We start from the raw sequence: 14,383 nt of genomic DNA, 5'->3' as shown, positions 1-14,383 counted from the left end.
TACAAACATTTTGTGCGAGTATAGGGTTTATAGCCGATTGAGGTGATATTCGTTTGGAGTGTTTTTATATACCTTACCAAGTATCTAATATTCTCGTTGGGATTACTTGGTAAGGTTAGCTGGCTCTGTTGAACTCCTCAATCGCCAACAGACCCTAGCTCTCTATTGCTAATTGCAGATGATATATCCATCATTCTGATCGGTACAGAACAGAATGCGGTCGGGCAAAACGAAGTCTCCACGCAAGAGATATGCGGCATCCTTGTCAAACAAATCTAATATGGAACCGATTACGGGGGAATTAGACCTAGCAGGGAGATACGAATTTATCCCGAGATTCATTGACGGGCCTTGCAAGATTCACGGGAGTATCCGGTTCTCACAGCCAATCGAGCCAGATGAGTATGACGTTCCATCGTTTCTTGAAGTCCAAGCACAGAACTGGGAGACGGGAACACTACAGGTAACGCTCACAACCGGCGAAAAAACACAAGATAGCATTCGTCTTGTCAATGACGATGCTGAGGCTTTCCTCCCGATCCTTTCTGGCCCGGCATACTTCGCTGTCGAGCGAGGTTTGAACGGCAACACTGAGGAAGCTTTGAAGACGGTACAACAGCACTACGGCTCAAGGTGGGCGTGGGATTTTCGGAACAATTGCAGGGATACACTCTGCTTCAAGGCCTATGCCGATATCCTCAATGCATTTGCCGAAAGATCGGGCGATCTCACGTATGCGCAGTTTCGCTCCGGGATCGGCTACTTTGCAAAACGAATCTGCGACGACGGCCCCCAAAGTATCTCGTCCTTCGAAACGCTCAAAGAGCGAATTAGCTACTGGAATGAGAAAGAGCAACTGAAGGATGTTTCACTACCCGAAGTCATTGGCGAGAAACTCGGTCGGACTTGGTATAGGGAAGAGTTCGGAGACGAGCGGAACGAACTTGTTGTAATCGGATTTGACCCGGTGACGTTTGACCCAGAGTGGGAGACAGTGGTACCAGCTTGTTGGATAGCTCATCTCGTCCTCTCAGAAGATATTGAGGCAGCGCGACCGTTCGTCCACAGCCGTCCCGTCCCACGCACAGAGGCATATGACGAGTTGAAACAGAAGGCTCGTACGGCAGACAACGATCGCGGGCCAGCTTGGGGTACTGTGGTCGCGATAACGCAGGAAGCAGAATCCGACGATTTCCGCTTTGATGGGTTCAATTATCTGAAACACACAGCGGACGGATATCACGGCAAAGCAAAATTCAGACCGCTTCTATACGCTGGTGCAAAGAAACTGGCACCGGACCATCTTCCATCGCATCTTCATCAGGGACTGGAATTCAAACGAGAAATCGCTGTCGGCCACAATTGGCGGCGCGACGGGGCTAATGGGCGAGAGAAAGCGGCGTTTGAACGAGCAAAGGAAATCGCTAGAGGAAGCACGAATCAGGGGTACGAATTCAATCCCTTCGATTTCGTTGAGGCGGAAGCAAGCCTCACACACGCAACAGCGAAAATCAAATCCAATTCTGAAGCAGAGTTCTACGATAAAGGAATGCGAAATATAAAGAATATCGGTGAACAGCATGACGTCCCTGAATGGAAAATAGAGCAGGCTATTGAGTTCCTTACAGAGCGAAAACAAGAGAGGCACGATTCATAAGATAGCAATTATCACTGTGTGATACATTACCACCCAGTTCAATCTCTGTGATAATCAAGGATTAGATGCGAGACGGACGTATCCGCGACGTAAGTACTGGTAGCACTCTCCAGTTTGAGTACATGCTCTAATTAGATGATAGTGGCAAATATGCAAACCTACTTACCGGGTGCTCCAGCTTCTGGAGTGGGGGAGCTAATAGAATTTTAACAATAATAGTTAGCTCAATAGAACCAGTCGAGAATCCGCCTTCTGACCTTAGCAGGAAATATATCTATAGCTCGTAACGGGCAATATCACGACAGTTACAGTCGGGACATGACTCATAATTTTCATCTAAACTGGCTCCGCAGTGCCGACACTCAAGCAACTCCTCGGAATTCGCTGAAAATGGAGAGAGACGAGTTAGTGCCTGTAACATAGGGAATTACTGGGGATCGGCGACATCTCGGCACTCGGGGCATTCAGCCCAAATACCGTTTTCATACTCGATGAGCGTATGCTGGGACCGAAGCTCAAACCCACAATGTGGGCAGTTGCCAAGACATGGATTCTGCGAACTCATTTTGATGGGGAACGGGGATTGGAATGTCTGTGTGACGGAGGGCACGCTACCCTTTGAATTTACTAAATGCACGAATCCACATATATCTCGGTAAACCAGAGTGAAAGTAGATCGAACACGGGCCCTGTCGAGAAACTGTATTGGGGGATGGACCTATTCGTCGTCAGGCTGGGTATCCCGTTTCAAGCGCTCTCGTCGACGGTACCGGTCGAGGTTTGTATCTTCGTATCGGCCATGGTCTGTCCGATCAGGCACATAACATGGTGCAGTTACAGTCCTGTCGTAAACCGGGGCTTCAATGTCGACGTCCGGAGGGTCATCTTGGAGTCGCTGAAGAATCGTGGGCGGGGTCGTCCGAAGCGCTCTCGGGCTAGTCGACGACCGGTGGACGTCCGCATTACGTGGGGGGCGTCGCTTGGTCAAGGCGGGGAGCTGGTCCTTCTCAAGGTCTTCGAGTGTGAGCAAGCGGACATCGTAGGCCTGTGCGAGTTCCCATGCGCGGTCAGTCAGCCGTGACGTGTGACAAAGCACAGGCATCGCACGACCCATGAACGCGAGGAGACACAGTCGAATGATGACTGAGTCGTCAATTGGCCGGTCCTGCCAGTCTTTACACTCAGCGATGATGAAATCGGCCGGATCATCGTTGGATCCCTTACGGCGGGCGATGACATCGGCCGTCATCACGATGATTGATTTTCGACGGGCGGTGCCGTACCCCCATTCTTCAAGTGCTTGCTGGAGACGTATTTCGAGCCATTCACCGTGGCCTTGACCACGCCCAGGCGTTGTGTCTCGGTCAGGGTCCAGTTCGTCGTCACGCATTGTGATCATCTCCAGTGGAATTCCGGTTCGTAGGGTTCTGGTCGGAGTTCGGGGTCTCTGACGGTTCTGCGTTGGTGTCTGTAGAACAGTCGAGGTGGTTGCCGATAGGGCGAGTGTTGGATGTCGTGACGCGGAGTGCTGCCGTTGTGAGAGCGTTAGCTACCTTCCACGATTCTGCGGGTCGCAAGTCGGCGGTTGTAGTAACTTCGCTGGTTTTGATGTGGCAGTTGATCGTCGGTCGGCCCGTTGAATCACGGGCTACCTCGAGTGATCCAGTTGTTTCACCGGATGTCGGGGTGACGGTCGTCGCCGGCGTACACAAGAGCTCTGGATGCGTAATGTGTTCTGGCGTACCATCTGGGTGGTTACTCGCTGCTTCCTCTGGCGTCGGCGTTGACTTTCGAGGAGCATCACAGGGGACAACTGTACACCGGAGGTAATTCTGCGGTCGTGGAGCGACTTCTCTCACTGCCAACCCAAGACGGGCGATGATAGCAGTCACCTCCGGTGGAATAGTTGCGCGGCCCGACTCCGGGTTAATACGTATTTCAGCACACTGGCCGTCGAGATCCCGCCGGTTCGTTTGAACGACTGCAGACTCAACGCAGTCAATTGGCTCAAGAATGCTGGTGCAACGAGCAAGAACCGGATTATGAAACCGCGTCATTAGATGGATCCCCCAGCCAAGTCAGCTAGCTGAGAAGGGTCTAGAAGGCAATCTATGGACAGATTGAATGTATTGTCAATACTGCACACTTGCAGAGGAATGAGCAACGAACCACTCTGCTTGTCAGGGGGCTGTCCGACAGCTTCTTTGGATTTAGTCTGTGAGTTAGTCATGCTTCGTCTAGGCGGCGAAGCGCGGTCTGGCGTGCTCCAACACGCCCGGCCATATCTTGACCATGTCCCGCACTCCTCAGGCTCATCTATAGTGACGAGGGTATTTAACTTTTGCTAAGCAAAATGCTAAGCAACCTCCTTGATCTGGTCGCAAAAATATGATTGAGTATTATATCTCAGGACCAACGAGACACAAACAAGAGATGGTCAACGAGCAATACGACCCAAACGAACGAGAAGAGATAGTCCTTGAGTTATTTAAAAGGGGCCGCGATTCAAATAATCCCTGGGGACGTGCGAACCCGCTGTATGTACGTCAAAACACGTCTCTTGATAAAGGCCAAGTTGAGTACGCTCTACGCAATCTCAGAAATGCGGGATGGCTAAGACAAGTGAACCAAGGCGGTCTGTACGAATTTATTGAAGATCCTCGTGAATAACCCAGATTGGATGGAGGAGATAGGAGATAAACTCAGAGGGCTGTTATCTCACGGAGAGATATGCCAGAATAGTACCCATCTATAAATTTAGTAGAATATCTAGTAGTATATAGATGGCACATAATATTATCGTAATTTAACGAGCAGAACGCTAACGGACTACTCTATCCGCATATTCATGTATCCGCCTTTGACTACTTCCTCGAACCGTTGGGACTCCACGACTGCTTCAAGCTCTGCTTCGGTGCTCAGAACTTTTTCTGCCGCGATTTCTGTTTGTGACGGCCAATCTGGGGTTCCAGCATCAGGAACCGAGACAAGACGAATAACGTACGGAATATCCCCGTCCCGAACGAATGCCTTGGCTTGACGGTACTCGTTTGTTGTGAGCCGGAAATTAAATGGCGGGGTGGTTCCGTTCACGGCTTTGACCTCCACGGGAACGAACTGGAGGCCAAAATCATCGGTCCCTTCGTCATCAGAAAGCGGTCCAAGGGGATCGATGACGTCGAATCCTGGTCCCCGTTCCATTGTGACATTGACGAGACGAACGAGCGGGAACCCGGCGAACGAATCTTCATCTACTTCTGCTCGCCAGTTGCTTATCGTACTGTGATTCAACGCTTCTAAGTCTCCCAAGAGTGGGAGGAGATCGGACGACCACACGTTCTCGACGTGCCATTTGTATGACCGCTCCTGCTGATTAGAATGTAACCGTTTGAACCGGGAGCGGAACTGGCGAATGTCTCCAGCAGGATGCTCGTCAAGCCACGTGGCGATTCGATCGAGGACACCAGCCATAACGTACGCTTCTGCTTGCTGGCCACGCCCGCGATACTGTGTACTCCCACCGCCGCTGCCGCCACCAGTCGAGACAGAGAGAGAACTATCAGTACCAGCTACCTCGACGCCTTCAGGAACTATGGAGCCATCAGAACTCCCGCCCGCGATTTCGCCATCAGTATCGATCGCTGTCGCGAGATCTGCAAACGCTCGCTCTTGATGGTCCTTAGCCCCTCGATCAGTTTCCGGTTCCGGAATCGTCTCCTCCTCAACGTAGGTGATAACGAGACTTTCCCAGTCGAAGTCGACCTCCGGCAGTTTACTGTCGATGTCCTCACAGAAGGTTTCAAGGAGAGTCTGAATTCGGTCGTTGATGCTGACGTGCGCAACGAACGGCGGGCAACCGAGCGTTGTCGCATACGATTCGGGGATTGAATCCGACCATTCGGGAGACGCAGATGAGTGGAGTTCGCGGAGTCGTTCGCTCCAAGTGTTGAGTTCAGTGAGTTCTGCGGGATCGGTCTGTTCCCAGAGTTCGGCGACGGTTCGAAGGCGCACGTACGCTTGTCTGGCATCGCTATCGAACGGTGGTCGGTCGAGTGCCCCGCGGTGAGCATCGAGCCAATTGATGACAACAGCTACGGTTGCTTCATCAACGTCCTGTGCTTCCAGTTCGCGAACCCAATAGGTAGCCGTCTCGGAGAAGAGGCCCGCAGCGATGAACTGCAGCTTGTCCGGAAGTGTTGCGTGGACACCATCGATCCATTCTCGGATCGTCGGAGCAAGGTCTGTGAGATCGTGGTCAACATCGGCGTCAAGATTCGGTTGTTCGCCCGTTGCGTACCACTCCCGGATGAAGCCGATCGTATCGGAGTCTGCATCCTCAAGCGCATCGAGAAGCGGATCAGCATCAACTGACGAGCAATCGAGCCGGTCAAGCAGATCGTTGACTGCTCCGACATCGCGTTCAAACGACTGAAGCGCGTTCGATCCGAGCACCTGTTTGACCGCCTCGATTGGGAACGTCCGCTTCTTCCAGCGTGATTCGAGTTCATCGACCTCGACGTCGCTGCGCAGTGCCTCCCGGAAGGTAGCAACTTTCGTCGGTCGTTCGACGAGCAGGGCGATCCCCATTGAAAGCCCTTGCAACGAGAGTGAATCACCGGCTTCGGCGGCATTCAGGAGGAGGGCCTCATTGCCGTCGTCAGTCCTATAGAGTGCAGATGCGGGATCTGACAGTTGTCGAAGCACATCGTCGGGGAACGCTTCTACGACAGCGATATTTGTTGCAGCAGTTGCGAGATTTTCTGCAGTATCTACGATTTCTTCCTCATCGGATCGTTCCGTCGAAGCAACGAGAAGATCCTGCCGTTCCGTCAAGGCCTGTTGGAACTCGGCGACGCGGCCGGTGTGCTGATCAGTTACGACGGCTAAGTCATCATTCTCCAGATCGAGTACGAGCTTCGATGCCTGTAGTTGGTCAACTCCGAGTGCTGTCGCCAGCCGAACGAACGGCCCGCTTCTCGGTCGAGGAAGAATATAGTAGTCGTTTTCTTCGGCGGTCTGCAGCTCCCACGGTTTGGGAGACTGATCCTGATAGTAGCGGATCTGATCTGTATTGTCCTGAATCCACTCGATAGGTGCCGTCAGCCACTGGTCGCCGTCACGCAGCGGAAGGTGCGTCAAGGCACCCCAGTCCAGTTCGTCGCGTTGATCCGCTGAATCGTCTGGGAACTCTCGAACCAACGGTTGTAAGAGTTGAGTATACGCTTGATTCCAGTCGTTGATGCGTTCACCTGGAATCCAGAGACGCGCTGGATCATCATCTGGTAGTGGTCCATCGACCAGAACAGATTGCAACTGCTGTAGCCGTCTCGTCGCACCGGTTGGCCCGAGGTCGTTCACAGGTTGAACGTCAAGCGTATCGAGTAGCTCCTCGGAGAACCCGCTATCCTCGTCAACGTGCGGAAACATCCGAGCAGCCTGTGCGCCACGGCTACTTTCCTTCCGTACGGCAAAGCGAAGCTGCGAGGTATACTCAGCCCACTGTTCGGCGAGCTCATCTTCGACATCAACAACAGGACCCCAGATCTCGAGGCTGCGAAGCTGCCAGTTCAACAGACTCGGGACTGACGAGGCCCACGACCGTCGCTTGTGGCCGTTGTTACACGACCAGCCGGTCTGCAAGAGCGTCGAGACGAGTGCATCACCGTGTCGGCGGAGAACCTCTCGAACCGCATGGGCGCGCTGAGAAAGACGTTCAGGGTCATCTATCCAGACCCACGAGGCCAGGTTTACTTGAGAGAGTTCACCATCTGTCTTGACGTTACATTTCGGGGAATGATCGGCACTAACCTGCGGATGATGCTCTACACCGGTGAGAAGTGATGCATAGTCTGTGTTCCCCGAAAGAGTCGTCTGTAATCTTTGGACGATATCAGGCACAGAATCGGTGAAATCGTCACCACCCCACTCCGTCGGGTTCCAATGGTGGTCCCGACGCATCGAAGGGTGGTCGTCACCGTACATCCAGAGAACGCTGACGCCCGGCAACGAACCCGTACCAAGGAGAGACAAAGCGCGGACGAAATCAGCGTCCGAAACGTCCCGTTTGATCTGTTCACGAAAGGTCGCCCATGTCTCTGTGTCCGGGATCGGCCACGTCGGGGCGGGATACTGATCTGCAGGGACGTCAGTCCAATCCGCGGTCACCTCGCCGTCATTATCTGCCTGCTCTTCTTCATCGGATCTGAGTGCTCGCTCGCGAACTGACTGCCACTCATCCGAGAGAACGGTTTCTGCAATCGGTTCCGGCTGCGTTCGATGTAGTTGGAGATCACAGGTACGAAGCTGTACCCGTCGACGGAGATTCGCTCGCTGATCGCCTTCCTGTTGTGTGATCGCGGTTTCGAGGTATGAGAGCGGGAAGAAATCGCCTTCTCCCATCTGCAGGTCGTCCGATTCGGCTCCGATGCGATCAACAAGCGCAGTTAGAAACGCGAAGTCGATTGGTTCGACTGTTTCGTGTCGCCCATCAGCGAACGTGTCGAGGAGCGAGCGGACAAAGCTCGGAATGCCTTCGTACGCGCGGAGCCCCCAGACCCTGCCCGCCGTACTCAGAACGTGATGAACGGTGGCGTCCTCCTGAATAACGTCATCGAGGAAATAGACGGTCATATTAGAGGTTCGCGGTGGCGTCGGCGGGCGCTCGATATCACGAGTGGTCGATTCGATATCCCAGATCACCGATCGAACGCGACGCTGTGTACGCTGCCCACCTGTCGGAGTTTGACGTCGTTCGATTGTGACGAGCGCAAGTTCTTCATCAGGGTCGACCTCGCGAATTCGACACGGTAAGAGATAGATGCTGTCGAATCTGTCGCCAAGGTCGGTGAGGGTCTCATCAAGAGATTCATCGCCTTCCGTTGCAGCTGCCAGCAGAGTTACTGTGCCTCGAAGGAGGGTTCTGGCAGCAGCCGCGGGAACGATCTGGGCCGGCGGATCGTCATCTTGCATCGCAAGCCCGGTTGCGAGTTGTTCAACCCACGCCTCGAGTAGTGCCTTCGAGGCAGTCTGCCCGTCCTCGATCGCGAGAAGCATTTGAATACGCTCGCGCCACATTGACGGGATTTCGAGGACAGCATTCAGTGCTTTCTGAGTGAGTAGCGGTGACGACTCTGGAGCGGTCGCTATAGAGCGCTCTAGGTGGTCGACGAGCGTTCGGTATGCGAGCTGGCCTTCGAGGACAGAACTATCCCAGTGGAGCAGCGTATTTTCTGGTTGGCGTGGCCCATCCACGGTTGGGATGCATTCAGTCGCCCCAAGTCGCTCGAACAGTTCGAGGCGGAACCAGTCGAACAGTTCGTCGTTCGACGTTGGTTCCGATATTTCGTCGACATCTGGAATAGACGGTAAAAGACACCACGGAAGATGCGAGCTATAACTGGGCGCATCCTGGTCGGTTGCAGCAATAGCAACTTCCTCACCAACTAACTCGATGAGATCTAGTCCCTCCTGAAGGACGCTCCAGTTCGCCGCCAAGTTGTTCGAACTGAGGTCCTTACGGTTCGTTTCGACTCGGAAGCGACCGTGAAGACAAAACGGAAGCTCGACTGCGCTCGTTCCTTCGATCGGATAGAATAGATAGAGAGGGTACGAAGCAGTTGGGACTGAGCCACCGTCCGCAGCCTTGTTCACGAGTAATGTAGTATGGTGTTGACGGGCGTTCGTGAATTGGAATTGATCGAAGCGATGGGTGGTTTCGGTATCGTCCGGTGACTGTATATGGACATCAACTTCGCTGTGTGCGAGATCCGGGGTCTCGACATTCGGGCTTGAATCGCGTTGGATCTCCCACCGTTCTTTGCGCACGGTATCGCTGCCGCCATCAGTGGCACGCTCAAGCGTGAGTTCCTCAATACCGCCGAGTTGAACGAGCGTTTCGGGTTGGAGCCCATCTTCGCTTGCTGTCGCAGAGAGATACTCCCAAATCCGCTGCGGCCGATCCTCAATCGATCCAGTATCCTCCTCTTCGGGAGTCGAAGTGCCGATATCGGATAGTTGTGAGCGCCACTCAGAATCTTCGTACCGGATGAACACTGCAGTACGGAACTGATTCTCAATCGAAGTGCTGGAGGAGCCAGTTAGTAGCTCACGAACACGAGAGCGAACTGGGTCGGAATCTGCCTCCGATCCGTTCATAGCTAACGGAACCGGGAAATTGAACAGCGGGAGTTTGGAGATTGAATCCTGAACCCCGTCTGTGAGCGGAATCGTCTCGTCTGGACTGCTGTTTGTCAGCACCTCTTGTAGAGTCGCATCATCGAGATCGCCGGTAAGATCCGAGATGTTGCTATCCTGGCCTAGCCGATTACGGATAGCAGCGACGAGATATGCTCGACTCAATTGAACAGCAAGGATGTCGTCGGAAGACTGGTCCGGCCGAGTGAAGATCTCAAAAGCGTCACCCGTTGCGAGGATGGATTTCAGGCCGACACCTTTGTGACCGATGGATTGATCGTCGTCTCCCTTCCCGGTCTCGCCGATCATCGTGACGGCGTCTTCGACTTGTGGGTCAAAGAGATCGAATCGGCTGCCCGTATTAGCCACTAACACCCCTTCGTCGTAGACGCCAACGTAGACACGGCCCTGCTCTGCATCCCCTTGCCAGATTGCATCCCGAGCATTCTGAAGTAGCTCAAGGATTTCTCGCCCTTCGTGCCCGCCAGCAATTTTCCGTTCAGCATTACCGATGATTACCTTGTCCCGGAGTGCATTCTGAGCAGCTTCTGCTGTATCTGCTTCTCGAACGTGGGATAGAAAACTGTCCCATCGATCTTGCCATCTGGTCCGCAATTCCTGCTCGGACAATACCGACATTAATAGAAAAGGCAACATAGCGAATTCTTATCAAAGTTCGCAGGAAAATCGACGCCGTCAGGAGGATTTCATAATCGGGGTTACGATTCAGCAGAGCTATCGACTCCAAATTGAACGTTGGAATTGCTAGCTCCGTACGCCCCTTACGCGGCTCGTAAGGAGGTCGATATGGCGAAAATTTATTGTATCAGACCTACTACGTTCTACCTCAGGATGTCGCTCTGGCGAGCAAAGCGTAAATACGAGGCCAATCAAAGCCTCAACGAAACTGCCGACGACGCTTTGCTAGCCATCGCTATACTCAAAAACGAGAGCGACGACTTCGGAGTGTACACGTCACAGGAGGTGAGGGAAAACCTGGAAGATGGCTGCAAGATCTTGCAGGGGGTCCGTGACGCTCTACAGAACCCGAATGAGGTTTCGAGTTATTACCTCGCGTTAGCGGACCATCTTCGAACCACGGGGCGCAAGCAGACGGCCAAACAGTTCAGCCGGGACCTAGAAACCGCCACTACTGCGTTGGCGAAGTCTTCCGAGAGTCTACGATGCGAGTCAGGGCTGAACAAGGCCAAGCAACTTCTTCAGCGAGTCGAGGAGTTCACGTCGGAAACTTCTAAACGGAATGTGGATCATATGAGAGGGAATCTTGCTGGAGGAGCTCGCTAATCGACGCTTGACGAGGCTTGAGAGCCAGTTAACCCAACTGCGTAGTGACCTCCTTGAACTGGATTCTGGCCTTTCTGACGAAGAGAACGAGACGTTCCTTGAACCGGTCGAGAATACGCTCGAAAGAGCGAAGACACGTCAAGAGGCGCTGGCACAGGCATCAGAAGATTCAGTGCCAGACTTCTATGATCGATACGTCTCCGCGCTCGATGACCTTGATGTTCGTCTGGATAACCTCCACGAAATAACGGGGTACATCGAACTCCACGCTCGTCAGCGCGCAGAGGACACAGAGATGATCGACGATATTAGCGAAGTGTGTTCGGAGGTCAGCAGTCCGCTGAACATCTCTATCACCGTACTTCCGACGATCTGGGAGTCATACGCAATATTCCCTCTGCAAGAAAGGAGTGGCGAAATATACAGTCTCTTAGCACCTCGCCACGCGAACCCGAGACAGTACCAACCTCTGCTAGCACACGAGTTGGGTCACGCCCTCTTCGACCAAGTCGGGAAGGATCGCGCGTATCACGACCGGATGTGGGAGATCGACGCTGACTGGGGAGGGGAGAGAGGAGATTTCGCCGAGTACTGGGACGAATGGTACACAGAGTTCCTCTGTGACGCCTGTGGTGTCCTCACGTTCGGCCCTGCCTACGTGTACGCAATCTCGGATTACCTGCATAACCAGCGTCCGTATAACCTATTCACCGAACACCCTCCGAACGCCCTCCGCCTCAGATTCATAAGCCAATTGACGAGGGATGTCTTCCCAGAATCAGCCTTGGAAATGGTTCAACCGGTGTTGGCCTCGATAGATGGCCACCTGAATAACCAAACGCAGAACAAACCGGAGGACTATGATAGTTACGTCGCGGAGGATCTGTTGACTTTGGTCAGCGACGCTGCTCAGCGGGAGGTAGACAACGAACTCCCGAGGATAACGGGGAAAGTCAACTCCGATGAATCTCTCGACGAAATCGACTCAGAAATCAAATATCGAGTGAAAGTCAACCGGAAGTGGGCTCAGAACGGCGGATAGCGAACGCGACTACACTTGTCGAAAATTTCGTTGAGCTCCTTCGGAATCTTGGTCGTCACCGGCGGCTTCATTTTCATCATCGGCGAGCCCCAGTTCAGGAGAGACAACTTGAAGACATCTTCACCGATGGCTGTGATGTCCTGGTCCTGAGATGCAGCTCGTCTCTTACACAGAACTGGTTTGGGTGTTCCTTGGTGAATCTGCGGCTCACCGAACGTGGTGACCAACACGTGTTCGTCGTCTAATTTAGCGTATGCACCCGTGTCCGGAGCACGGTCCCCTCGTTCTGAGAACAACCGATATGGGTGGTTTTCGATGACTTCAACCGCTGACCACGAAACATCGGTGTGCACGTATTTCTGGTCCTGAAGCGCAGGAAGTTCTGATGATAGCGTTTCTAGCTCCGCGTCCCCAAAATCACCGTTCCGATGAATGTCGAATGACTCAATTGGGCGGTCAAATGCTGAGCTGGCTGTCTTCAGACTCCGTTGGATAATTCGCTTGGCAGGGTATCCCTCTGACACAGTGCTGCTACCCTGACCGAGTGGCTCTTCGGTCTGGTAGAGAATCCTGCCGTCCCGTCCGTCGATAGCAACGGCGGTTGCCGTTGTGGATCGATCTCCAGCGACGCTGAGCCCGAGATACACATCTGAATTGAGGTCGTTTGCGAGACCAAACGGGTACGCACCCAACTTAACGGCGAGTCCACAAGCCGTGTTGAAGATGACGTCGTCAGATGCCCCCCGATGTTCAGAGTAGGTCGATGTGTTCACGTACTGGGTTGGTGCACCTCCGAATGCATCGATGATTTCGTAATATTCGTCGCCGTCGCCCTCAATAAGACCGAGAACGCCGTCGATAGAGTCGCCGAACTCAGCCACCCATTCGTCGAACTCCACTTGATCAGTATAGCAAACACGGTGAGGGTCGGACCGGATTTGGACTCCACCGATCTCTGAGAGTTTCTCCCGGACATCTTGATAGAGGTTTTCAGCCCGCGTCTCTTCTCCCCCAGGATATACGAGTACGATTTCGGATAGCTTCCTCTGTGACTCCCAGAACCCGTACTCCTCAAGGTAGTCACGGGTAATCCAGCGCCAGTTTCCAGGGTGGACCTCTTGGCTCGGATCCACAGCGTTTGGCGCGCCAGTCGAGAGGACCTCATCGTTCCCGAACGCTAAGTCCGGGTAATCGAAGTCACCCTGCTCGGTTGGTCTCACTCCGTCATCGCTGACGGACACTTTCTCGTCTTCGACCTGAATGTAGTGAATTCGACCGATGAAATTCTGAATGGCTTTTTGCCGTTCTTTTGCGGACAGTGCGGCCTCACTGGTTAAGCGGTGGTTCAGTTCTTCAGGAGATGCGTTCAACAGCGAAGGGGAGGTATCGTACGGATCACTGTTCCCGAATCGGATTTGGACTAATGGTTCGTCAGGGTCTATCTTGTCTGCCCATTCGCTCCCGTATTCCCGCTGTGCAAATTCAAGTACGGAGAGCATCTCATCTCCAAAGTCGATGGTTTTGTCCGAGACCTTCTTCTCCGTCGAGATGCCGTGAAGCGTACATTTAGTGGGTTCAGGACGATCAAGCCTGAAGTTCTCGCCACCATACTTCTTTGTGGCTTCCTCAATCCCTTGGCGGTTGATTCGGTCTGCGAGCGACTCACTACTAATGAACTTGGTAACCGATCTCACCACTAACTGTGGACTGTCCTGGAATTCGACTCTGTGCGAAAATCCCGTGTACACATCATACTCATCGACTTTACCGCGAGGGGAGGGATAGAATAGTGCGTCTGCGTCCTCGTGATACCAGAAGTCCTGGTAATTCGTCATGTACCATTGGACAGAATCCGAGATTGCTCGTTGGAGGACCATTCGGTCCCAGAAAGACGATGGATCCAACGTGTGAGTCGATGTAGGAGTAGCACTCGTACCACTACTGGGAGATTCGATGGTTTTCCGCTCGCTCGCATCTATGACGGCAATATACCAATCTCCGTCCTCCGCTTGTTTCCACTTTTGCGCTTTCCCGTCAAGTTGCTGCTCAAAGCTTCTCTCTAACCGACCGAGAACTCGGTAAGGATCATCCGATGGTTGGGGGTCTAGTTTGTACAGGTCTGCATCGATATCCGGAATTTCTAACTCAAACGCGTTGAGAGAGTACGCCATCTGATAGCTAGACAC

General features: G+C 53.2%; 6 protein-coding genes and 1 pseudogene. 4 read left to right on the top strand and 3 right to left on the bottom strand.

What is annotated here, in order from left to right:
• The first annotated feature begins 280 nt into the window (after positions 1–280).
• Positions 281–1,657, top strand: coding sequence for a hypothetical protein (locus tag Hrd1104_RS11825; protein ID WP_154552947.1), 1,377 nt, complete (start codon positions 281–283; stop codon positions 1,655–1,657).
• A gap of 2,829 nt (positions 1,658–4,486) precedes the next feature.
• Here Hrd1104_RS11825 and Hrd1104_RS11820 read toward each other — a convergent pair.
• The gene (locus Hrd1104_RS11820) at positions 4,487–8,710 is read right to left on the bottom strand and encodes a hypothetical protein (RefSeq protein WP_195837589.1); all 4,224 of its coding nucleotides are present in this window, start codon (positions 8,708–8,710) and stop codon (positions 4,487–4,489) included.
• Positions 8,711–10,015: 1,305 nt separating this feature from the next.
• Here Hrd1104_RS11820 and Hrd1104_RS13165 point away from each other — a divergent pair.
• Entirely contained in the window at positions 10,016–10,222 is a 207-nt protein-coding gene (locus Hrd1104_RS13165) for a hypothetical protein (protein WP_195837588.1), read from the top strand.
• Here Hrd1104_RS13165 and Hrd1104_RS13590 read toward each other — a convergent pair.
• A pseudogene (locus Hrd1104_RS13590) lies at positions 10,121–10,489 on the bottom strand (hypothetical protein); the annotation flags it as partial. The gene Hrd1104_RS13165 and the pseudogene Hrd1104_RS13590 overlap by 102 nt on opposite strands.
• A 168-nt stretch (positions 10,490–10,657) precedes the next feature.
• Between Hrd1104_RS13590 and Hrd1104_RS11815 the strand changes: the two are divergent.
• Complete coding sequence (locus tag Hrd1104_RS11815) at positions 10,658–11,155, top strand: hypothetical protein (RefSeq protein ID WP_154552945.1); 498 nt, start codon at positions 10,658–10,660, stop codon at positions 11,153–11,155.
• Positions 11,136–12,197, top strand: coding sequence for a hypothetical protein (locus Hrd1104_RS11810; RefSeq protein ID WP_154552944.1), 1,062 nt, complete (start codon positions 11,136–11,138; stop codon positions 12,195–12,197). The genes Hrd1104_RS11815 and Hrd1104_RS11810 overlap by 20 nt, the downstream gene beginning before the upstream one ends.
• On the opposite strand, the gene Hrd1104_RS11805 is transcribed toward Hrd1104_RS11810, so the two are convergent.
• Positions 12,182–14,368, bottom strand: coding sequence for a hypothetical protein (locus Hrd1104_RS11805; RefSeq protein ID WP_154552943.1), 2,187 nt, complete (start codon positions 14,366–14,368; stop codon positions 12,182–12,184). The two genes, Hrd1104_RS11810 and Hrd1104_RS11805, sit on opposite strands and share 16 nt — an antisense overlap.
• Positions 14,369–14,383: the final 15 nt, after the last annotated feature.

The sequence above is a fragment of the Halorhabdus sp. CBA1104 genome, from assembly GCF_009690625.1.
In the GTDB taxonomy this organism is placed as follows: domain Archaea; phylum Halobacteriota; class Halobacteria; order Halobacteriales; family Haloarculaceae; genus Halorhabdus.
The sequence above is the reverse complement of the archived record's forward strand: the minus strand, read 5'-3'. Positions and strand labels throughout refer to the sequence as shown.

Coding starts and splice junctions, on each gene's coding strand:
- Hrd1104_RS11825 (WP_154552947.1), top strand. CDS start 281: ATGGAACCGATTACGGGGGAATTAGACCTAGCAGGGAGATACGAATTT.
- Hrd1104_RS11805 (WP_154552943.1), bottom strand. CDS start 14,368: ATGGCGTACTCTCTCAACGCGTTTGAGTTAGAAATTCCGGATATCGAT.
- Hrd1104_RS11820 (WP_195837589.1), bottom strand. CDS start 8,710: ATGCTTCTCGCGATCGAGGACGGGCAGACTGCCTCGAAGGCACTACTC.
- Hrd1104_RS11815 (WP_154552945.1), top strand. CDS start 10,658: ATGGCGAAAATTTATTGTATCAGACCTACTACGTTCTACCTCAGGATG.